We start from the raw sequence: 21,347 nt of genomic DNA, 5'->3' as shown, positions 1-21,347 counted from the left end.
GATATATAATCGCGCGACTTGATATACTCAAGGGTGGTGAGCGATACGGCAGCTTTTGGCGGCCCAGCACCTGGCGGCGATCGTAGAGTCCTCGCAGGACGCCATTCTCGGCAGGGATCTCGACGGCGTTATCACCAGTTGGAACGCGGGCGCCGAGCGACTGCTCGGCTACACCGTTGATGAGATGATCGGCAAACCGCTGATGACAATCATCCCCGCCGACCATTGGGAGGAGGAACCGAGCGGCGTTCAGCCGGGGTTCCCTGTTGGCGTATTTTGACGGCTTAATGGACGTCTGGGCATCTTTCTGGGGAGGGGAACCATGCCGACTTATGTGTTCGTCCTGATCAACCATCTTGGCGAACCTTTCGAGGCCAGCGAATTGAACTTTGAGGATGATCAGCAGGCCAAGGCTTACGCGGCATCGCTATTGGCCAAAGGCTACCCTGTGGAGGTTCGATCAGATGGCCAGCGCATCAAGCTGCTGCCGATGATGACGTGGAGCGTCGAGGACTGGCTGACGCCGCATCTTGGTCCTTGGCCGCTGACAAGATCGGCCCGTGACGTACGATTTCAGCTCGGCATTCGTTCCCGCATCGAGCCCGCTCGATGCGCCGGCTGCCGCCAGCCGCTGAATGAACAGACCGCAGCCACGGACGACGAGCGCTGCGCCGATTGTCGATCCGACGACAGCTACTTCGGAGCTTAGAACGGCCAGAAGCTGAGCGCCGCCGTGGGGGGCCTCAGGGTTCGGTTCGCTGTTCGGCCTCGAATAACCTGCGCCCCCGACGCCGCCAAACCTCCTCCAGATTCTTCCCACCTTCGCTGTTAAGCATGTCGGCCAGGCCGAGGAAGGCTCCGAGCAGAGCGGCGCGATCGTCGTCAGTGAGATCGACCAGACCGGCCTTCTGGACGAGCCCCCCCAGCTCGATCAGCTGACGGGTACGCGCTCTGCGCTCGACGGCCCAGGCACGGTTGTCGGAGCGGGCGCGGACAGCCTCAGCGCGGGACATGGCCGCCGCCGTCCGTTGCTGCGCCAGCGCCGTCGCCCGCAGGCTTGCTGCCATTTTTGCCCGGCCGCGCCCGCCGTTGAAAGAAGGCGGCTCCGCGTAGGCGCCACCCCTCCCCGGCGTCCGGTTGCTGCGCACGCTCGAGCGCCTCAAGCAGGACCCCAGCCAAGGTCTCGGCGTCTAGGATGTCGGCTCCAGTCGCCGTCACCAACTCTCCCAGCTGCACGATCTTACGCGCCTTCAGGCTCTTGGCCTTGTCCTGAAGTGCTCGCAACTCAGCGTCGATATCGCGTGGTTTGCGCAATCGTCTTCTCCCCAACTGGCGTGAACATCTAGCAGACGATCTCGCACTGTCTAGGTTCGCCATCATCAGTCCCGCGTCAGTCATCCAACAACGAAGGAAGTTGAGTGCGCGCTTATACGTCGTTCCGACGTCGGCTTGAAAATGCTCTCTAGCTTGGCCATGGTGCAGCGTGGCCATTTATCATTTCAGCGCTAAGGTGATCAGCCGCGCCAACGGCTCCAGCGCCGTGGCGGCCGCGGCCTATCGTTCGGCGTCAGAGTTGGCCGACGAGCGCCTGGGGCGGTCGCACAATTTCAGCAACAAGACCGGCGTCGTGCATTCCGAGATCATGGCGCCGGAAGGCTCGCCCGCTCGCTGGCAGGACCGACAGAGGTTGTGGAACGAGGTTGAAGCGTCCGAGAAACGCAAGGACGCGCAGCTAGCTCGGGAGGTCGAGTTTTCACTGCCACGTGAGTTGGATCAGGCTCAGGGCATCGAGTTGGCGCGGGAGTTCGTGCGACGGGAATTTGTCGCGCGCGGCATGGTCGCCGACCTGAATGTGCATTGGGATATCGGGCCAGACCGGCAGGCTAAACCGCACGCGCACGTCATGCTTTCAATGCGTGGAGTCACTCGCGACAGAGTCGGGCGCGAAGGCTTCGGTCAGAAGGTCCGCGCGTGGAATAGCACCGAGCTTCTGACCGACTGGCGAGAGGCCTGGGCCAACCATGTGAACGCCCGCCTGGCCGAGCTCGATATCGAGATGCGGATCGACCATCGGACGCTGGAGGCGCAGGGCGTCGACCTGGAGCCGCAGCATAAGATTGGTCCAGCCGGACTGCGCCGCGAGGCTCGAGGCGAGGACGCCGAACGCGCGCTTGAGCATCGGGAGATCGCCCGGCGCAACGGCGAGGCGATCATCGCCGAGCCGAGCATCGCACTGGACGCGATCACCCACCAGCAGAGCACCTTCACCGATCATGATCTGGCGCGGTTCATTCACCGCCATAGCGACGACGTCGATCAGTTCGGCCAGGCGATGAGCGCGGTGAAGACCTCGCCCGAATTGGTGGCGTTGGGCAAGGATGGCGCCGGCCGGGAGCGGTTCAGCACGCGAGACATGCTGGCGACGGAGCAGCGGCTGGAACGGTCGGCCGAGCATCTAGCGGCGCGCGGCGGACACAAGGTCTCGCCGGCGTCTAAGGGACTGGGCCTAGCCGCCGGCGAGGGTCGCGCGCGCACTTTGGGGGGCTCGCAGCGCGACGCCTTCGAGCATATCACCAAGCCTGGAGATATCTCCCTCGTTGTCGGCTACGCCGGCACCGGTAAGAGCACGATGCTGGGCTCGGCCCGCGTGGCATGGGAGGCGCAAGGCTACCAAGTGCGCGGCACCGCCTTGTCGGGGATCGCAGCCGAGGGGTTGGAAGGCGGATCTGGGATCTCCTCGAGAACCATCGCCAGCCTCGAGCACGGCTGGGCCCGGGGCCGCGACTCGCTGACTTCGCGCGACGTGCTGGTGATCGACGAGGCTGGCATGATTGGATCGCGGCAGATGGACCGCGTGCTGGCCCATGCCGAGCAGGCCGGCGCCAAGGTGGTGTTGGTCGGCGACGCCGAGCAACTCCAGGCGATCGAGGCCGGCGCGGCGTTCCGGGCGCTGACCGAACGCCATGGCGCCGCCGAAATCACCGAAATCCGCCGACAACACGAGGATTGGCAGCGCGAGGCGACGCGGGAGTTGGCGACAGGCCGAACGGGCGCGGCCCTGGATCGCTACGAAGCGGCCGGCATGGTGCGCGGCCACGAAACCCGAGAAGCCGCGTGCGGCGCGCTGGTCGACGGCTGGTTCGCCGTGCGTCAGGCCAAGCCGGAGGCCAGCCAGCTCATGCTCGCCCATACCCGAGTCGACGTGGCGCAGCTCAATGAACTGGCGCGCGGCCGACTACGTGATGTCGGCGACCAACGCGCGGGCGGGCTCGGCCCCGACCAGTTGGTGGCGACCGAGCGCGGCGAGCGGGCGTTCGCAGCCGGCGATCGGATGATGTTCCTGCGCAACGAGCGTTCGATGGGGGTGAAGAACGGCACGCTCGGAACCATCGAGAAGATCGACGCCTCCAGCCTCACGGTCCGCCTCGATGGCGAGCGCCGCGAGGTCCGCTTCGACTTGAAGGACTACGCCCACATCGATCACGGCTACGCCGCCACCATCCACAAGAGCCAGGGTGTCACCGTGGACCATGGCCACCTGCTGGCGAGCAACGGTCTGGACCGTCATGCGACCTATGTCGGGATGAGCCGCCACCGTGAGACGCTTTCGGTCCATTACGGTGCCGACGACTTCAAGAACCGTGACCAACTGACCCGGACGCTGGGCCGCGAGCGGGCCAAGGATATGACCTTGGACTATGGCGCCACCTTCGCCGAACGGCGGGGGCTCGTTCGGTCGGAGATCGTCGTGTCGCGCGAGATGGCGCGGCCGGCCGAACGGGCGCCGTCGCGGTTCGCGGGGTTCAAACCGAGGGAGGCGGCCAGCCCAGCCATCCGAGAGCGTGCACCCTCCCCTGCCCCTCCAGTTTCGCTACAGCGTCAGGATCTGACCGACGCGGTTCGCTCCTACACCCGGGCCTTCGCCGACATCGAGCGGATGCGCGACGGAGGGCTTCCGGTCCTGCCTCACCAGCACCTGGCGCTTCAGCGTGCGGAAAAGACGCTGGCCACCGCCAGCCCGGAGGCCGCGCTGGATCTCGCGTCGGCGCTGTCGCGTCAGCGCGGTCTGGCTGGTCGAGTCAACGAGCCTGACGGTTTGGAGGTGATCGGCAGGGCCGTAGCCAATGAGAACCGAGCGCGGCTGGATGTGCGCCTGCGTGCTGAACGCTTTGTGGAGAGCTGGACGCTGCTCAAGGCTCGGCATGCGGAGCTGGGAGGGTGGCAGGACGGGGACGGTCGCCGCAAAGTCGAAGAGCGTATGAAGAGCATGGCCACCGGCCTTCGCCGTGACCCCCAGCTGGAATTGGCGCTATCGGCCCGCCGGCAAGAGCTTGGGTTATCGGGTGGCTCTGCGGGCCGCAATCTTGGCCAGGATTTGGAAAGATCGCTTGATGTAGGACGCGAGCTTGGCCGGTAGGGGGACCCATGATGCAAGATGATCCGAAAGATGCGGCGACGGAGGCCTTTGACGCTCTGAGGGCCGAGGTGACGCAGTTGCGCGCCGGCGTAGAAAGCTTGTCGGCCAAGTTTCAGGGGCAGGATCCGACCGACTATGCGCCGACGCTGGGCGCCATCGCCATGAGCCTGGAAGCGATCGAGCGGCACCCTGCCCTGCAAGCTGATCCCGAAACCTATGCCCGACAATTCCGGGAGGCGACCGATCTTACAACGGAGCAGCGGCAGGCCGACTTGGAAACCGCCGTGAAGCAGGGGTCGATCGTTGGGGAGTATCGTTACCGGAAACAGAAGAAAGAGCTCGTGACTATGACCGCCGCCGGCGTCATCGCTGGGGCCATCCTGTGGGTTTGCTTTTCTGGCCTGATCGCACGCGGGTTCCTCGGCGCTTGGCATGTGCCCGAACGAATGGCCGCCGCTACCTTGGGGCTTGATCGTTGGGATGCAGGCGCCAAGCTGATGGAAAGCGGCAACCCGGAGGCTTGGGCGCGGGTGGTGAAAGGCTCGCAATTCCTGAAGGACGTGCGCCTGGAACTGGCGAACCGGGAAACGCTGGATAGGTGCCGTGCAGCTGCCTCCAGAACGGGAAAGGAGCAGCGATGCACCGTCACGCTGAAGGTCGTGGGGAACCGATCAGTTCACACTCCCAGTAGCTAGACTTTGATTTCAGTCGGGGATGGGGCTGCGGCACGCTAGCTTACCCCGCAGAACGGCCGCTGATTTGAACCTTGGAGCTCTAGCTTGGAGAGATATCTCGACATTGATCCGCACGCCCTCGGCATGCTGTCCGGCCTCACAGGCCAGATCTTCAGAAACCAGGGTCCGGCCGTAGCAGACTACGTCACCTCACTCACGCTTGAGATCTTGAACCGGTACGGGTGCGATCAAGAGGAATTCACGAAGTGCATCCTCGCGAACTCTAGATCACACAATCCTCCGTTCATGGCGGGCCTTCAGCATGGCCTCACTTTTGGGGACAGCCAACTTGAGGCGATAGCCGCGCCGCCTGAACCGTCGGCTATGAACACAGAAGAAACTTGTACTATCACAGGAGGTTGCTGAAATCCGCCCGATGGATGACTTCGATAAGATAATGAGTGTCATCGCGGTTTTCGGCGCAGGACTTACTGTTTTCTTGGCCTATGGGTCGCGCCGCCTCAATCAACTCGAAGAGGCAAGACGTAGACTAGAGGCGAAGCAGAATTCAGCGCCAACACCCGCATCTACTACGGGCCTTTCAGCGGATCGCCGACCGTCTTGACTTGACGGGCTCAGAGCGTCGCCAGGGGCTGTGACGCCTTAGGCATCGACATCAACAATGCGGACAGCAGGACTGTTTCGATGACTGCCGAGAATGCGCTCCGGCCACGTTCGTGGACACGACGCCCGGAGCAATAAAGCGAGAGGGAGGGCGAAGGAGAGCGAAATCAGCTCTCGAAAAGGTCCCAAATGGCAACCCCTCCGTCCTTCTGGCCAGCGCCCGACACCCCGTGGCAGCTTGCGTCTGATCTTGTCGCCGTGATCAACGCGGAACTCACGAAACCCGTCCCCAGGGGGATCTCAAAGCTCGACCGACATAACCTTCTCCAGAGACGGTTGGCCGATCTAGGCGGCCATCTTGGCTATGCTTCCAAAATCGAGGTGCAAACCGGCTACCGGAAGCTCAAACGATCGGGCAGGTTCGACGTCGTTTGGACGCCCCTTGGTAAGGGGTTGTCGATCATTTTTGAGATCGACAGCTGCTGGCGTTCCGAGTCGCTTCTGAAGCTCGGCCGCGTCCGCGAGGATGCCTTTAAGCTGTGGATCTATTACGGCCAACGCCCCTTCCCGCTTGAGCCTGTCGAGCCCGGCTTCCGGCGCCTCAACATCCTTCGCATTGAGCCGTGGCGGCTGGGCGTCAAGGATGGCCGTCGGGTGGTATCACTGGAGCCAGGGCGCTGGTCGGAGGCTCTGTATCCCAGACGGGTACCTAGAAACTCGTCCGTGCCCCGTCGGTCGTGATCGAACGGAGTCGATTAGTTAGGATCGGCGTTTGAAGGTGGATCGCTTTCCCCATTTTGGTTTTGATAAACGCCCACTGCGATCCGCAGTGGGATTTCTAGATTCTAGTAATTCCAATTCAGGGAGGCATTTCCCTCGTAAGATCTGATGGTTATGCCAGATTTCCTGACCGGATGGGGGGTAGTTCCTGACCATTTGGGGGGGGCAATCCTGACTAGATGGGGGCTTTGTCCTGACCGCGCGGGGCTATCCTGACCGCTTGGGGGCAGCGGCTCTATCTGCTGCTGTATCCTGACTTGCGAAATGATTCGAGGTCAGGAATGCTGGCCTTGGTTAGAAGATGGAGTCTCGGGCTGGCCAATGCCGCGGAAATCACGGGCCGCCTCGAGGACGGCGTTGAGGAAGTGCCGGGCCGCGCCATGCGCGTCGCCCACGCCCTGCAGGCGCGCGATGGCGACGAGTTCGCTAAGCCTGGCACTTTGGTCGAGGTGCGCTTCGTTAAGGGCCAGTCCCTCAGTCTCACGGCGGCGCGGTTGCTCGCGCTGATGATCCTGACCGCTGGCGGCGACGCCTGGGAGCCGGTCGCCCACCGTATGCGCAAGGCTGACATTCGGCGCGGCCATAAGGGCAACGAGCGGATATCTGAGATGCTGGAGGAACTGCACCGCACGCTCTTCGCCGTCGACGACTTATCCTGGCGAGGGCGAAAGGCCACAAAGCGTTTCTCGCTGATCCAGTCATCGCGTGAGGAAATAGACGAGGACGGTGCCGAGGCTGGCTGGATCGAATGGGAATTCACGCCAGACGCTCGGCGGCTAATTCGCGAGTCCGAGACCTATGCGGTTCTCAACCGCCAGGCTGTCCTGGGCTTCAGGTCGACTTATGCCCTGCGCCTTTACGAACTGGGTGCGCTTCGATTGCATCGGCGTCAGTCCAACTGGCGCGCCGACATGACCGCTATTCGTGCAGCATTCGGGATCGCGCCGGAACTGTACAAGGACTTTGCCCAGCTCCGCCGTAAGGTGCTGGAAAAGGCCAAGGCCGAGATCGACCATTTGGCCCACTTCACGGTCGACTGGCGGGAGATCCGTCGCGGCCGTACTGTCGTCGAGGTTGATTTCACCTTTCAGGCAAAGGCCGTGCCGATCCAACTGACGATGGCCGAAAGCGAGGGCGAGGACATCGCCCTGAAGGACCGCCGTGCCTACCGTGCCGCGGCGATCACAACACCCCCTGCCCTCCCCGCGCCGGTTCGGGTGCCCGCCAAGCCGCCGGGACCCGGCGACTCCGCGTTGCGGTTTCCTTCTGGGAGCCTGCTCTATGGTGCCGAACTGTTCGGCGAAATCGCCGTAGCCCATGGTGGCGGCTGGTCGCGCGATTTGATCGCAGATGCGTATCGCGTCGAAATGGGCGCGCGACTGGCCAACCTCACGGGGGCAAAGCTGATGAAATCCTGGACAGGGTTTTGCCAGTCGTTTGCGGCACGGCGCGGCCGTCCATAATCGCGGAATTGCACCGGTGCAATTTCGGAGCGATGACGGCCGTCTGGCGGACCCAATAGCCAAGAAGGATAGCGGCGTGCCTAACCGACAGTTGGACGGTTCGTCGATTTGAGGGCGGATATGCGCGTAGAGCCATTCGCGCAGCGCGGTCCGGATGAAGCGCACGGCCTCGCCCCGGGAAGCGTGGGGGTCTCGCAGGCATTGTTCTCGGTCCGGAGGGCCGTAGAAGGCCCCGCGCTAGGCGTGGGCAGTGCATGTGTGGACCTACCAGCTGAGGCCGCGATCATTGCTTTGGCCGGCACCCGCCGGTGTGAGGCGTTGGCCTGGTCTCTCGGAGCTGCTGAGTTGCTCTACGCGGGGGTGGATCAACTCGCCGAGACTAGCGCGATCATAGCCGATCACGGGGTACGCTCGACGCCAGATCGTGAATCTGGCTCTGACCGGTAAAGCCAGGCTTACTGTTGCAGGCGAGACATCAGTGTTTCTGAGGGCCAAGGCGTTGTTTTGTTCCGCCGTCTCACTCGGCGTCGGCCGATGCAGTTTGCGCGGCGGCGAGGAGCGATCGGTCATCCCCGCAGCCCTTTCGTCTCGGATCGCCACATCCATTTGACGAATTTTGGCGGCGACTGCATTCGCCGACTGATCCTGACCCAGCAGCACCCGACGACCGTCTCGGCTCGACTTCGTGCGCTCAGCTGGGTGCCCAATGTTCGTCCGCACCTCACTGGGACCTGTGGGGGTTCGCAACTACAGCTTCCCCGCGCGGCAGCGGATGGAGGAGCTATGAGAGCTCACAATTAACGCGTCCTACCGACCTGACCGTGCCCCCCATCCGGTCAGGAAGCGCTCTAGTCCATTCTAACATTGCCCCGACTTGCGGTGATCCAGGGCCTCCGCGGCGCGCCGGTGCGCGCCCGGATCGGCCTTAGGCTCGAGGAATTGCACCGGTGCAATTTCGGTTTGCCCCGATGCAAGTGGAAAGCGCCCCCAATCGGACAGGGCGGTCTGGCCGAGATACTAGAATCGGGATTTAGCTGGCTCACTTATCGTTAAGGTGCCGTTAGGAATGCACTTATAGCATCCGCTTAGTCCAACTTTCGCTTTTCTGGCGGTTGGGGTCGATTTTTCGAAACCTGTTGGAGGCTGGGAGGTCCCATGTCGAGCATCCCTGAAGCGTCTACTCCTTCTCTTGCAGGTCCGGTCTCGCAGCTGGCGCGCCGGGCTTCGGCCGTGGTTGAGAATCTACGGGACAGCGCGCGGGCTGCGCGGTCTAGCGAGCGCCGCGAACCCCTCTTCTCGATCAGCGAAGCGGCCGAGTTGGTGGGCCGCACCCCGGCAGCAATTCGCGACGCTGAAAAAGATGGGCGACTGCCCGAGCCGTCGCGTACTGAAACCAACCGCAGGGTCGGCTACACGTTGGCGCAGGTCAATGACATGCGAGGTGTTTTCGGGACGCGACCTTGGCGCAAGCCTGAGGATCCCTGTGCGGTCATTGCCGTACAGAACTTTAAGGGCGGGGTCGGCAAGTCCACGCTGTCGGTTCACTTGGCGCAGTACATGGCCATCCAAGGTTACCGGGTTGCACTGGTCGACTGCGACAGTCAGGCTTCGAGCACGACCTTGTTCGGCTATGTGCCGGACCTCGATCTGACCGAGGACCAGACACTCTATCCGTTTCTGCGTGAGGACGACATGCGTTCGCTCGACTACGCACTGCTCGATACTCACTTCGATGGGTTGAAGCTGATCCCCGCTAACCTCCATCTGTTCCAATCAGAGTACGAACTTGCCGCGCGGATGGCGCGAGGGAGCGGGCGATTGCTCGATCGGCTTGCTCAGGGCATCGCCTCGATCGCCGACCAATTCGACGTGGTCATCCTCGACCCGCCTCCTGCGCTGGGCGCCATCTCCCTGTCCGTGCTGCGGGCGGCAAACGCACTGGTTATACCGGTCCCGCCGACGGTGATGGATTTCTCCTCGACCGCCGCCTTCCTCACCATGCTCGACGAGACGCTCAATCAGCTGGCTTCGCGCGACCTCGCGCCCGATCTCAATTTTGTGCGGATCGTGGCCTCCAAGGTCGACGAGAACAAGTCGATGCAGAAGGAGTTACTGGCACTGATGCGGCAGGTCTTTGGTCTAGCCATGATCCGTACGCCGATGAAGGATTCGGCTGAGATCGACAACGTCACTGCGCGTTTGATGACCGTGTATGAAATGAACGGCCCGATGACGAGCAAGTCGGTGCGCGACCGGTGTTTGACTTACCTTAACGGAGTCAACGAGGAGATTCTCCTCGACGTGCGGCAGACTTGGCCCAGTCATGTCGAGCGCCTCCGTAGGGAGGGCCACGCGTGACCGACAAGAATGTGAATTGCACCGGTGCAATTCGAGCAAAAAGGGCGCGCTCATGAGCTCCAAGAACCGTTCTTTCGCTGCCGGATTGATGGGGACGCTCGATGAAGTCGCGCCCCAGCCGGAAGCGCCGATCCGTATGCCGGTCGGCATCCTGGCTAACCGCGAAAACCGAATGGCTGAGTTGGCTTCCGGTGCCGTTGTGGGCCGAGCGATTGAGCAGGTCGATCCAGCCCGCTGTCGGCTCTGGAGTGAGCACAATCGTGACTACGCGGCACTGGATGAGACCCGCTGCGGCGATTTGATCGAGAGTTTCAAGGCACAGGGCCGTCAGGAAGTCCCGGCGATTGTGCGCCGTGTCCGTGGAGTGCCGGACGTCGACTTTGAGGTCATCTGCGGTGCCCGCCGACACTGGACCGTGACCTGGTTGCGTGCCCACAACTATTCCGACTTCCGCTTCCTCGTGGAGGTTCGCGACCTTACCGATGAAGAGGCGTTCCGGATTTCCGATTTGGAGAATCGGGCCCGCGAAGATCTCAGCGACATCGAGCGCGCGCGCGACTATCTGAAGGCCCTCGGCCGCCACTACGGGGCTCGCCAGAAGGATATGGCCGCCCGCCTCAATGTGTCGGAGGCCTGGCTTAGTCGCTATCTCGATCTGGCGCGGTTGCCCGTAGATCTTGTGGCTGCGTTCAATGATCCGCACGAGCTGAAGATTAAGCACGTGACGCTGCTGAAGCCGCTGCTCAAGCCCGACGACCGAGCGCGTCGGGTGCTGGCCGAAGCGGGCATCATTTCAAAGCAGCAGGGGGAGGGGGCTTCCTTGAAGCCACAGGATGTCATCCGCCGCCTCGCGATTGCGGCCGACGCCCCCAAGAAGTCAGGACCCCCCAAGAAGTCAGGATCGGCTGATCCGGTCGTCACGGCGTCGGGGGTTCCGATCCTGCGGATCAACGGGCGGAAGGGCAAGGAAGTGACTCTTACTCTGTTGCCGGCTGGAGGCGCTTCGCGCTCCGAGGTGGAAACAGCTCTTGGTGCAGTTCTCGACGCATACTGGCCTAAACCTCCGGTTTGAGTTGACCGGGATCTTGGATCGCTGCTGCCCGCACGTTGTCGTTGCCACCGAGACCGCCTGACGCCTCCGAGACCTGATAGGGGAGGTGACCAGCGCATCCCGCACTGCGCCGTTAGCCAACCGGCGAGTCCCGGCCCGCCGGTCAGGGGGTAGACGCGTAGAGGGCTCGGAAGGTTGGGCGCTAGCGCTATTTCAATGTTAGGCTTGTGCGACATTAAGAGCTTATAGCGTCAATGTGAGATAACATTATGCCAGCCGCGCACCGCCCTTCCATTGCGACTCGTCGAGCCCTTCGCAAGCTGGGTGAGGACATTGGCAATGCGCGTCGACGTCGCCAGCTGACCATGGAGATCTTGGCAGAGCGGGCCTTTACGACGCGCCAGACCCTGCAGAAGGTCGAGGCCGGCGAGCCCATGGTGGCCATGGGAATCTATGCGGCCGTGTTGCAGGCGCTGGGCCTACTGGGTGGCCTCGGCGATCTTGCCGCGCCGGGCAATGACGAAGTAGGGCTGTCTTTGGCCGACGAGGCGCTGCCCAAGCGGGTGCGCTTGCGGGCTCGGAGCCCGCCCCATGCCTAACATTGAGGTCCATATCGATCGGCCGGGCGGCGTCCAGCGCGTCGGAACCCTTCACCGACAGGCCCGGCGCGGCGGAGAGGCCGTGGCCTTTGAATACCATCCCGACTGGCTGACCGATCCAGACCGGTTCTCGCTGGAACCCGCCCTGACCCTGAACCGCGGCGACTTTGCGCCGGCGGCAGGGCTGGCCATGTTCGGCTCGATAGGCGACTCGGCGCCCGATACCTGGGGACGACGTCTGATGCAGCGCGCCGAACGACGCCGGGCCGTACGGGAGGGCAGGGCGGTGCGCACCCTGGCCGAGTCCGACTATCTGATCGGGGTCGCCGATGTGTCGCGGCTGGGCGCCCTGCGCTTCCGCTATACCGGCGGCGAGATGTTCGAGGCGCAGACGGCGCAGGGTGTTCCTGGCTTGGTCGAGCTTGGCCGCCTAATGGCGGTGACCGACCGGATCCTGCGCGATGAGGAGACCGACGCGGATCTGCAGATGATCTTTGCGCCGGGCTCCTCGCTCGGCGGCGCTCGGCCTAAGGCCTCGGTGATCGATCATCACGGCCGTCTGTCGATCGCGAAGTTCCCAAAGCCCGATGACGACTACAGCGTTGAGCGCTGGGAGTCGGTGGCGCTGACCCTGGCAGGGATGGCCGGTGTCCGGGTGGCCGCCCATGAGCTGATCGAGGTGGCCGGCCAGGCGATCCTGCTGTCGAGGCGGTTCGATCGCGAGGGGGAGAGGCGCATCCCGTTTTTGTCGGCCCTGTCGATGATGGGCCTGAAGGACGGGGAGCGGGGGAGTTATCCAGAGCTGGTCGATGTTCTGGTGCAGACCGGCGCCCAGACAAAGCGTGACGCCGCCGACCTCTATCGCCGGATGGTGCTGAACGTCCTGATCTCCAATGTCGACGATCACCTGCGCAACCACGGCTTCTTGTGGCTAGGGCAGGGGGGGTGGACGCTGTCGCCGGCCTACGACCTCAATCCGACGCCGGTGGACGTGAAGGCCCGCATCCTCACCACGACCATCGACCTTGATGATGGCACCTGTGACCTGGCCCTGGTGCTGTCGGTGGCCGGGTTGTTCTCGCTAAGCGCCGCCGACGCCCGGGACATCGTCCGCGAGGTGGCCCAGGTGACCCGACGGTGGCGGGACGTGGCCGCGGCGGCCGGCGCGCGGCCGGCGGAGATCCGGCGCATGGAGAGCGCGTTTGAGCACGACGATCTGGTCAAGGCGTTGGCTCTGTAACGTCTTCTGGCAGAGGATGTGTGGCGTTGTTTGAGGGGAAGGCCTTCCCCTACGCCTGAGCCCCGATCTCGGCTAACCCCTTCCAGCGGGGGCACCCCCCAATTCCCCTCGAATTCGGATAGCGGCCGGCGGCCGTGCTCGGTCCCGCCGCTGTCGTGGCTCCTACGGGCCCGCTACTGACGGGCGCCTTTTGAGGTGTCATCGCCCTCTTCCGCGTCGTCGGTGAATTCCGTAAGGAGGTGCCGGAAACAACGGGAATCGGCATGACCCTCAGTCGCGGCGAAGCGCTCCAGACAGCAAACAAGCTCCGCCGGACGATGGGTAGCGCGCCTGATCCGCGCCGCCAGGCGCAGACGATTTACTCGGAACTGGCCCGGGTAGAGGATTGGTCGGCGTCCGACCAGCGTCACATCCTGGCGTTCGGGCAATGGCTCGCTACGCGACCGCCGCTCAACGCCCTGAAGGCAAAGGCGGAGGGCTTGCTGGAAGGCCTGGGGTGACCCAACGCGCCGGTTCTGGAGCGCGCGGCAGGGTCCCGGACACGATCTTGTTGTGGTCTTCGCGATCTGGTCGTTCGCCGACTTCGTAGCATTGCGCGCCCCTTGGCCGACGATGCGCAGGGTGCTCAATCGTTGGCGAGCGGCCGTAGGCCGCGACGCCCTGAAAGCTAAAACACCTCATTATTGCGGCGGTGCCAGTCCACGACTTCTTCCTCGCGCCGGCTTCGGTCGTCGGCCTGGCGCTTGGCCGTGGCCTTGGCTTTCGCCGCCGCATTGGCGGCCGGCGCTTGCGCCGGCGTCGGGGCCGGCCCGGTCTGCGCAGACCTGGGGCCGAAAAATGCGGACGCCACCAGGGCGACCACGGCAATGAAGCCTGGAAGGATCGCGCCGGCCATGTCGCCGATCGCCACTGAGACGATGGCGACGATCAGGCAGCCGACGCAGATCCAGCCGAAAAGGAGTGACAACAAGCGGCGCATCTAGGGACGTCCTGAAACGGGAAGGCTGGCGAGGGCGGCGACTGTAAGTATCCCCGGCGGGTCTTGGCGCGGACGAGCCGATCGAGCGCGGCCTGGGCTGACGAGGGTTCGTCAAACCACATCTCCAGTCGCTGCCCGCTTGAGCCGATGCGGCCCCAGCGTCGGACCAGGATGGCCTCGCCAAACAGACTGGCGACGATGTCCAGTGCGTAAAATCTGGACATGTTGCGGGCCGGATCGATGCGGCGCAGAATCTGCATGTTCGCCTCCTTGCGATAGGAGGCCGGTAAACTGCGTCGGCGTCAAAATCGGTTCTAGATCGCGGCTTTGTGGTTGTCAGTATTTGACCAAAGCGTCCCCATTCCGTCTGTTTTCTTCGCATCATCTAACAACCCCGACCTGGTCGGCCGACAGCGCGATCCGGGATAAAACGAAGTCCCGGTAGGCGATCTCGGAGAGGCGGCTAGTAGCGAATGGGCTCGCAGGCCAGACCATCGCCATCGCCGTCCATGTGCTCCCGATAGCTTGGGTCCCAACGAGGTATGTCCTCGCGCCCCGCCGCCCGAGCTTCATCGCAGCCTGAAAAGTGCTGATCGGTTGTCCGGTTCTCAACGAAGGTGTTCACCTCCGCGCGCCCAGGCGCTTTCGGAGCGAGCACATAGAGGGTCGCTCCAAGTGCGATCAAGAAAACCATTCCGGCTTCCAACAGCATCCGTCGAGAGCGTGACGCCATTTCCGCTGCGCGATTCGAGCCTCGCCAACGCCTGCCGAACTCGCCCATGTTGCTAGAGAACAACGGAGCCGGTGAACAATCCGCAAACGGCAAGAAGGCCCGCCCCCAGTGACGAGAGCTGGCCGATGTCGAAGATGCCAGAGTGGCTAGTTCCATGTAGGCAACCAGCTTGTTCATCTACGCTGCCCTCCGCTGTACGGCTACGAATGCGGCATTGAACCTAGACGATGGTGATCAGGTCGAAAGCGACAAGCTGGCGCCAAATCGTCAAGCTCTTGGTTGTAATGAGGGCAAATGCTCGAATTGCGGCGTTGAGGGTGGGCCATGAAAAAGCAGATTACCGACTTAGCGGCGAAGGCCAGTTCTGGGTCTTCGAAGGCCATGACCGTGATTGGCGACCTCAATGGTGACGGCAAGGTCGACAAGGCCGACTGGGAGATCGCCCGCCGGCGAACCAAGGAGGCCGCCGGAGATTTGGCGGAAGAAGCGGCGCGCCTCGGCAAGGCGGTCATGAGAGCTGAGATGACACGGGACGTAGCCACCGGCGCGGCGATCGGCGCTGCTGTCGCGATTCCAGTCCCGATTGTGGGGCCCGCCGCCGGCGCGGTTGTGGGCGCAGGGGTTGGACTCTACAAAAACCTCACGAAATCCGGAGAGCGCCATGCCTCAGCGACTGGGCCTGCTCCGGTGCACGACCCAATAGGTGATTTGGCGCGGCTAGATGATCTTCGCCAGCGAGGCATCTTAACGGAAGACGAGTTTCAGACTCAGAAGCGGAAACTGCTGCGGCAATCATAATCGTGGTTCCCTAATCCAGGCACCTTCCTTCCAAAGGGGGCCTTGCCAAGGCCTGGATGCTGGCCTTGAGCTGCGCCTTTTCGGCCGCGTCGCGCCGCACGAAGTGGACAGCGGCGGCCCCGTCCCGCGTGGCCGTGTAGCTGAGGTCGTAGTCGGGCAAATCGTTGGCGGCGACGATGCGCTTGAGCAGATAGGCGAACTGCTTGAGCGGGCTCTCGCTGCCGGTCTTTTCGTGCAGCACGCTCACCCGGCATACCCAGCCCTGGGGCTGGTCGCCGGCATGCTTGCGCGCGATCCGGTAGATCGCCCGTTCGACCCCGCCAGAGAGAGTGAAGTAGTCGGCGTGGAGGGTCAGGAGCGAACGCTCCTTCATCAGTCCCTCATAGACCCAGTTCGACAAGGTCAGGCTCATACCCTTGGACGCGCCGGTGACCGGGTCGGTCTCAAGGGTGAATTCGTCGAGCCAGCCGAACTGGGCGCGCTTGTTGCGCTTGGGCGCGCGGATCGACGTCTCGATCACCGTCGATTGCAGCCGCTCCAATGCCGCCTGCAATTCCTTATAGCCCTTCCCGCCGGTATCGCGCCGGATCGCGCGCAGCAGTTCATAGGTGCTGGTGTGGATTGTCCGCGGCAGGTCGTTCGTCCCGGTCTCGCGCAAATGGTTCAGACGCGACGTCGCCCAGATCAGGATGTCAGCGTCCCAGATGGTGGCGATCCCGAACCGCGGGTTGGCGCTAACATGCACCCACACCTCGCCATCGGGACTGGTGTATTCGATCGGCTTCAGCCGCTTGCGCTTGCTGAGGGCGAAGAACGGCCGCTCCATGACCTCGCGCTGGTCCTTCAGGCGCAGGTCGCCCATGCGCGGGACGAAGAGGTCGAACTCCTGATTGCGAATCGCGCGCTTGGACATGATGGGCGCCATTGTGCTGCATCCGCGCCCGGAAGGGCAGGGGAGGGGAACTTGCCAATTGGCAAGTTCGCTTCACGGCCCGCAAATCCGCCCGTCCGCCTGTCGCCGAAACCCATGGGATCACGCGCGTCTCTGAAACTTGCCAATTGGCAAGTTCCCGTCTCGCCGCGAGCCGGAGGGGTTTACATGACGCCAAATCCGGAGAACTTGCCAATTGGCAAGTTCGGGTCGGGTGGACTGTCAGGACCCTCTTTGACTGCCTCGACGGCCAACCTCAGGGCCACGGTTTTTGAAACTTGCCAATTGGCAAGTTCGCCCGCGGAGGTCCCTGAGGAAGCCACAGTCGCCGCCGCAGCGTTTCCGGAACTTGCCAATTGGCAAGTTCACAGCCGCCAGGCCCGAAACCGGCTTCTGCCGCTGATCTCCACGACGACGGAACCCAGATCCTCCAGGGAGCGCCGCGCACTCTGCTGCGTGATCCCGAGCCGCTGGGCGATCACCGGGGCGGTCACGACGGGGAGCTCCAATAGTAGCATCATGACGTCGGCGACCCGGGCGTGCGCCCGCCGTCCGGCGACCTGCTGCGCCATGACCTGCCGGGCCAATTCCAGCCGCTTGAGCTCCTGTAACCCGTCCTCCGCCGATTGGGCGATCACGGCCAGCCAGAAGCCCAGCCGCCGCACCACGTCGCCGCCCCGAAATTCGGCGCCGCGTCGGGGCAGGGTCCGCAGACCTACCTCAAGCCCGACGACATGGCTGGTCACCCGTCTCTGGCCTGTGAGCCACAGCCCGGCCAAAACGCCGCCGAGGTAGCGCTGCCGAGGCAGAGGATCGATGATCCACCAGGCCTCCACCAATGCGGCCGCACGCAGCACCGCTGGCGCGGCCGCCGGCAGGCTGTCCATGAAGGCGAACCACTCCTGGATCCCGCCGTCGACGCCCGCGCTGTCGCCGCGCTCCAGGGCGATCAGCTGGCCGGCCAGCTGATCGACAATCCCTGGAGCGTCGGGATCATCGGCGGGGAGGGGAGGGCGCCTGGTCACCGATCCCCCGACAGGAGGCTTACGCCGCCGACCGCTCAACCAACCGGCGCCTTCGATGGATAGCAGGCCGGAGCCGCCGATCGTGGCCTTCCGCCGCGCCAGCACCAGGGCGTGGGCGGCCTGAAGTCCCTGGTTCGGGGCGCGAACGTCCATCCCCTGGTCATGCAGCACCAGGTCTTCCAGCGAGGTGACCGCCCCTTGCGTCCAGCTCCAGGCGACCGCCTCGGCGAAGTCGCGGCGGGCGATGTAGCCGCTGCGATAGGCGCAGGCCCGGACCCGCTCATCAAGTCGGCTCAGGGCGTCGTCCGCCCCCGAAAGGCGGATCAAAAGCCGGTCAGACGACATGGCCGACAGCGGCGATTTTCTCTGCATTATCAATGCCCCGCCACCCGCGACGAACAGTAATTAACCCAATCTTTACCTTACCTTGCGCTTGCCGCAAGGCCGCCGCGGGCCGGAGACCCGCGGCGGGGAGGGGGCTATTCCTCGTCGGACTCGGGATTGGCGTCGGGACGGTCGAGCGACTTCAGTTCGTGCTGAGGCTTGGCCACTATCACCTTGGAGAAGAAACGCTCCTGACCGGTCTGGTCGGTGTGCCGGTCGTGCCGGATCTCGCCCTCGACGAAGACCTTGGCGCCCTTGGCCAGCGGCTTGGACGCCAGCCAATTGACGGTCCCCTGGTTCCAGATCTCGACCTGGTGCCAGGTCGTGTAGTCCTTCCGCTCCCCGCCCTTCTTCGTGTAGCGGCTGGTGGCGACCCGCAGGGTGGCGACCTTCTGTCCGCTGGCGATGGTGCGGATCTCAGGTTCGGCGCCGGTGAAACCGATCAGTTGGACCTTGTTCAGCATTATCTTTCTCCATCCGCCGCCGGGAAGAACCCCGACGGCCCGCGGCCCTGCCGCGATCACGCCGCCCGGAGGCGCGGAGCAAAGGGGATGGCCAAGGCTCGCGAACGCCGGAAACCGGCCTGCACGGCGCGCAGCGAAGGAAGGCCGGAGGGTCCGGCGGCCCGCGCCTCGCCACGCGAGGTCGGCTTTGACCAGACCCGTTCCGCGACAAGGTCAGCGTGAGAGATCGCCCAGGGCCCGCGCAGAACGGGCTAAGCCCTAGAGTGCGGGGAAGAGAGCAGCCGCCAGGTCAGCGAGCCCACAGGCGCGCCTACCGCTCCGCCCATTCCCAGTTTGAGCGCCTCCCGGAACGGCGCCCCCAAGACAAGGGGTCGAAGACCAAACGCCGGCGCCACACTCGAACCAGGACGAGGCCTGCTCAACCGGCCGCCGAGTCATCGTCAGCCCACGTCTGTCGCCCGGGAATAACGCCTGCGCCAGCCTGCCAGCCAGGGCGCTTCAAGGACGAGGTGAAGCCGCGCGCCCTGGAGGGCGCGGCTACCGGGCTAGGATCTCGGCAAGGATGAGCTCGACCCCGCCAGACACTGGTCGCGGTCGTCATGAGCGCCGAGTGGTCGACCACCCCGGCGCAAGAAGGGATAGTGCGCCGGATCAAGCTGCGCCCACGCGGCGGCGACACCGGTGACCAAGGCGAGCGAGAGCTTCGGCCTCACGGACCCGCGAATTAGCCGCGTTCTGGGCCGCCACACCCACCGTGTAGTGAACAGGGCCCGGGCGACTACATCAGTAGGGCGCTCCAGGCGGTCACGGTGATGTCCGCTTGCGAGCAATGACGCTCACGCCACCGGGAAACAACAGGGCGGCTTGTTGTAAGCCGCAGTGATCGACGCGCTTGGTCGACCGTCGAAGACACTCAACGCCAGTGAACGTGATCCACCCGCAAAGATGAAACCGAAAGCCGCGCTGCGAATTGCCTAGGGGATCTAGGAGCCACGACACGGTTGAGGAGGCAGATGCTCAAGACAGAAGCCACCGAGCGGCCGATGCTTCACCCCTTGCACGCCGTGCTTCTCGCTTACCCGATCGCGCTTTTCACCGCGGGATTGGCGTCGGACATCGCCTACCTGCGCACCGCCGAGATCCAATGGTCGAACTTCTCGTCTTGGCTGATCGCCGGCGCCCTCGTGATGGGCGGGCTTGTCCTGGCTTGGGCGATTATCGGCTTCGTCTTTCCTGGCCGCGCCAGCCGCATGATGGCCGGGCTCTATTGTGCGCTGATCGTTCTCATGTGGGGGTCCGGCTTGATCAACGCCTTTCAGCACAGCCGTGACGGCTGGAGTTCGGTGGGTCCGACTGGGATCATTCTCTCCATGATTTCGACCGTGGCGGCGCTCTGCGCCGGGTTCATTGGCTTTTCAAGGCGCGGCTCGCCGAGGACACGTGCATGAGGCGGCTCGGCCTTCCCGCAGCGACCGCGGCGCTGCTGCTGACCGCCTGCGGCGGCGGCGACCCGAGTCTGAACCAGACCGGAGCTCAGCCGCAGCTCCCGGAGCGGGATGAAACCCTTCTGCCTCCCATGAAGATCGCCCGCCCGACAGGATGGGAGGGCGCCAGTCCGACGGTTCCGCAAGGGTTCGTGATCACGCCCATGGGGAGCGACCTTAAGATACCGCGCCAGATCCTGATCCTGCCGAACGGCGACATACTTGTTGCAGAAGGGTCCGGCGGCGCGGCGCCTAAGCTGCGGCCCAAGGATGTGATTGCGGGCTATATCAAGAGCCTCGGCAAGACCAAGGTGAAGGGCGGCGACCGCATCACCCTGCTGCGAGACGCAGACGGGGACGGACGAGCGGAGTTGCAGACGACCTTCATCAAGAATCTGGACGCGCCCTACGGGATGGCGTTGGTGGACGGCGCGCTCTACGTCGCCAATCAGGACGCCCTGCTGCGGTTTGTCTATACTGAAGGTCAGACGCAGATCACCGCGCCGGGCGAGGAGCTGACCAAGCTTCCATCGCAAATCAACCACCACTGGACCAAGTCGCTGACTGCGAGCGCTGATGGCGCCCGGCTCTATGTCGGCATCGGCTCCAACAGCAATGTCGGCGAACGTGGCATGGCCGTCGAGGAGGAGAGGGCGGTCGTCTGGGAGGTCGATCGGGCGACCGGGACTCGGCGGACGCTCGCCACCGGCATCCGCAACCCGACCGCCCTGGCGATCGAACCGCTTAGCGGCGCACTCTGGGCCGTCGTCAACGAGCGCGACGAACTAGGGCCGCAACTCGTCCCTGACTATCTGACCGCGGTGCGAGACGGCGGCTTCTATGGCTGGCCTTACAGCTACTGGGGCAAGAACGTCGATCCCAGGGTGCGGCCGCAAAAACCCAAACTGGTGGCTGAGGCGATCACCCCCGACTACGCCCTGGGCTCGCACGTCGCCGCCCTGGGCCTCAGCTTCGTCACGGACGGCGGCTTTGGCGGAGACTTTGCGGAGGGAGCCTTCGTCGGCGAGCACGGAAGCTGGAACCGGCAGGACCTCGCCGGCTACAAGGTCGTCTGGGTTCCGTTCGTCGGCGGCCGGCCGGCCGGCCCCCCGGCCGACTTCGTCACCGGGTTCATCAATGATAAGGGCCAGGCGCGTGGCAGGCCGGTGGGCGTCGCTTTCGATGCGCGACGCCGCATCCTGCTGATCGCCGACGACCTTTCTAACACGGTCTGGCGGGTCGCGCCCGTCGCCGCCCAGTCGCCACCGCCCGGCTAGACGTCCGTTAGGCAACCGTCGCGGCCAGCTCCGCATTGAACCTCCAGCCCCAGCGAAGAGGGACGC

The 21,347-nt window shown here is 64.0% G+C and carries 22 protein-coding genes; 14 read left to right on the top strand and 8 right to left on the bottom strand.

Annotated elements, in window-relative coordinates:
- The first annotated feature begins 55 nt into the window (after nt 1–55).
- Both Q8M13_RS05360 and Q8M13_RS05355 read left to right on the top strand, forming a co-directional pair.
- Nucleotides 56–280, top strand: coding sequence for a PAS domain S-box protein (locus Q8M13_RS05360; RefSeq protein WP_305298705.1), 225 nt, complete (start codon nt 56–58; stop codon nt 278–280).
- 42 nt (nt 281–322) lie between these two features.
- Nucleotides 323–709, top strand: coding sequence for a hypothetical protein (locus Q8M13_RS05355; protein WP_305298704.1), 387 nt, complete (start codon nt 323–325; stop codon nt 707–709).
- Nucleotides 710–743: 34 nt separating this feature from the next.
- Here Q8M13_RS05355 and Q8M13_RS05350 read toward each other — a convergent pair whose 3' ends face one another.
- Entirely contained in the window at nt 744–1,013 is a 270-nt protein-coding gene (locus tag Q8M13_RS05350) for a conjugal transfer protein TraD (RefSeq protein WP_305298703.1), read from the bottom strand.
- Nucleotides 1,000–1,314, bottom strand: coding sequence for a conjugal transfer protein TraD (locus tag Q8M13_RS05345; RefSeq protein WP_305298701.1), 315 nt, complete (start codon nt 1,312–1,314; stop codon nt 1,000–1,002). The genes Q8M13_RS05350 and Q8M13_RS05345 overlap by 14 nt, the downstream gene beginning before the upstream one ends.
- A 169-nt stretch (nt 1,315–1,483) precedes the next feature.
- Between Q8M13_RS05345 and traA the strand changes: the two genes are divergently transcribed.
- The 9 genes from traA (at nt 1,484) to Q8M13_RS05300 (ending at nt 13,706) form a co-directional block, all read left to right on the top strand.
- Complete coding sequence (traA, locus tag Q8M13_RS05340; protein ID WP_305298699.1) at nt 1,484–4,417, top strand: Ti-type conjugative transfer relaxase TraA; 2,934 nt, start codon at nt 1,484–1,486, stop codon at nt 4,415–4,417.
- A gap of 8 nt (nt 4,418–4,425) precedes the next feature.
- The gene (locus Q8M13_RS05335; RefSeq protein ID WP_305298698.1) at nt 4,426–5,112 is read left to right on the top strand and encodes a DUF6118 family protein; all 687 of its coding nucleotides are present in this window, start codon (nt 4,426–4,428) and stop codon (nt 5,110–5,112) included.
- Nucleotides 5,113–6,051: 939 nt separating this feature from the next.
- Nucleotides 6,052–6,456, top strand: coding sequence for a hypothetical protein (locus tag Q8M13_RS05330; protein WP_305298696.1), 405 nt, complete (start codon nt 6,052–6,054; stop codon nt 6,454–6,456).
- A gap of 320 nt (nt 6,457–6,776) precedes the next feature.
- Nucleotides 6,777–7,958, top strand: coding sequence for a replication initiation protein (locus Q8M13_RS05325; protein WP_305298695.1), 1,182 nt, complete (start codon nt 6,777–6,779; stop codon nt 7,956–7,958).
- 1,155 nt (nt 7,959–9,113) lie between these two features.
- Complete coding sequence (locus tag Q8M13_RS05320; protein ID WP_305298694.1) at nt 9,114–10,316, top strand: AAA family ATPase; 1,203 nt, start codon at nt 9,114–9,116, stop codon at nt 10,314–10,316.
- Between the two features lie 52 nt (nt 10,317–10,368).
- Complete coding sequence (locus tag Q8M13_RS05315) at nt 10,369–11,388, top strand: ParB/RepB/Spo0J family partition protein (protein WP_305298692.1); 1,020 nt, start codon at nt 10,369–10,371, stop codon at nt 11,386–11,388.
- Between the two features lie 344 nt (nt 11,389–11,732).
- Nucleotides 11,733–11,966, top strand: coding sequence for a hypothetical protein (locus Q8M13_RS05310; protein ID WP_305298690.1), 234 nt, complete (start codon nt 11,733–11,735; stop codon nt 11,964–11,966).
- A complete protein-coding gene (locus tag Q8M13_RS05305; protein ID WP_305298689.1) occupies nt 11,959–13,206 on the top strand; it encodes a type II toxin-antitoxin system HipA family toxin in 1,248 nt (415 codons plus the stop codon). Before Q8M13_RS05310 ends, Q8M13_RS05305 begins: the two co-directional genes overlap by 8 nt.
- 263 nt (nt 13,207–13,469) lie before the next feature.
- Nucleotides 13,470–13,706, top strand: coding sequence for a hypothetical protein (locus Q8M13_RS05300; RefSeq protein WP_305298688.1), 237 nt, complete (start codon nt 13,470–13,472; stop codon nt 13,704–13,706).
- Nucleotides 13,707–13,873: 167 nt separating this feature from the next.
- Here Q8M13_RS05300 and Q8M13_RS05295 read toward each other — a convergent pair whose 3' ends face one another.
- From Q8M13_RS05295 to Q8M13_RS05285, 3 genes are all read right to left on the bottom strand, one after another.
- Nucleotides 13,874–14,176 (bottom strand): hypothetical protein, encoded by a 303-nt coding sequence (locus tag Q8M13_RS05295; protein WP_305298687.1) that lies wholly within the window; start codon nt 14,174–14,176, stop codon nt 13,874–13,876.
- Nucleotides 14,134–14,445, bottom strand: a complete 312-nt coding sequence (locus tag Q8M13_RS05290; protein ID WP_305298686.1) for a WGR domain-containing protein — start codon at nt 14,443–14,445, stop codon at nt 14,134–14,136. Before Q8M13_RS05290 ends, Q8M13_RS05295 begins: the two co-directional genes overlap by 43 nt.
- Before the next feature lie 203 nt (nt 14,446–14,648).
- The gene (locus Q8M13_RS05285; protein WP_305298685.1) at nt 14,649–14,879 is read right to left on the bottom strand and encodes an excalibur calcium-binding domain-containing protein; all 231 of its coding nucleotides are present in this window, start codon (nt 14,877–14,879) and stop codon (nt 14,649–14,651) included.
- Between the two features lie 363 nt (nt 14,880–15,242).
- Between Q8M13_RS05285 and Q8M13_RS05280 the strand changes: the two genes are divergently transcribed.
- The gene (locus Q8M13_RS05280) at nt 15,243–15,716 is read left to right on the top strand and encodes an SHOCT domain-containing protein (RefSeq protein ID WP_305298683.1); all 474 of its coding nucleotides are present in this window, start codon (nt 15,243–15,245) and stop codon (nt 15,714–15,716) included.
- Between the two features lie 10 nt (nt 15,717–15,726).
- Here Q8M13_RS05280 and Q8M13_RS05275 read toward each other — a convergent pair whose 3' ends face one another.
- From Q8M13_RS05275 to Q8M13_RS05265, 3 genes are all read right to left on the bottom strand, one after another.
- Nucleotides 15,727–16,629, bottom strand: a complete 903-nt coding sequence (locus tag Q8M13_RS05275; RefSeq protein WP_305298682.1) for a replication initiator protein A — start codon at nt 16,627–16,629, stop codon at nt 15,727–15,729.
- A 383-nt stretch (nt 16,630–17,012) separates the two neighbouring features.
- A complete protein-coding gene (locus Q8M13_RS05270; protein ID WP_305298681.1) occupies nt 17,013–18,044 on the bottom strand; it encodes a DUF1612 domain-containing protein in 1,032 nt (343 codons plus the stop codon).
- Between the two features lie 107 nt (nt 18,045–18,151).
- Nucleotides 18,152–18,520, bottom strand: a complete 369-nt coding sequence (locus Q8M13_RS05265; protein ID WP_305298680.1) for a single-stranded DNA-binding protein — start codon at nt 18,518–18,520, stop codon at nt 18,152–18,154.
- A 1,013-nt stretch (nt 18,521–19,533) separates the two neighbouring features.
- Between Q8M13_RS05265 and Q8M13_RS05260 the strand changes: the two genes are divergently transcribed.
- Both Q8M13_RS05260 and Q8M13_RS05255 read left to right on the top strand, forming a co-directional pair.
- Complete coding sequence (locus tag Q8M13_RS05260) at nt 19,534–19,968, top strand: DUF2231 domain-containing protein (protein WP_305298678.1); 435 nt, start codon at nt 19,534–19,536, stop codon at nt 19,966–19,968.
- Nucleotides 19,965–21,281, top strand: a complete 1,317-nt coding sequence (locus Q8M13_RS05255) for a sorbosone dehydrogenase family protein (protein WP_305298677.1) — start codon at nt 19,965–19,967, stop codon at nt 21,279–21,281. Before Q8M13_RS05260 ends, Q8M13_RS05255 begins: the two co-directional genes overlap by 4 nt.
- Nucleotides 21,282–21,347: the final 66 nt, after the last annotated feature.

Source organism: Phenylobacterium sp., assembly GCF_030681155.1.
In the GTDB taxonomy this organism is placed as follows: Bacteria; Pseudomonadota; Alphaproteobacteria; order Caulobacterales; family Caulobacteraceae; genus Phenylobacterium.
Note: the sequence above shows the minus strand (reverse complement) of the source record. Positions and strands in the feature narration are given on the sequence as shown.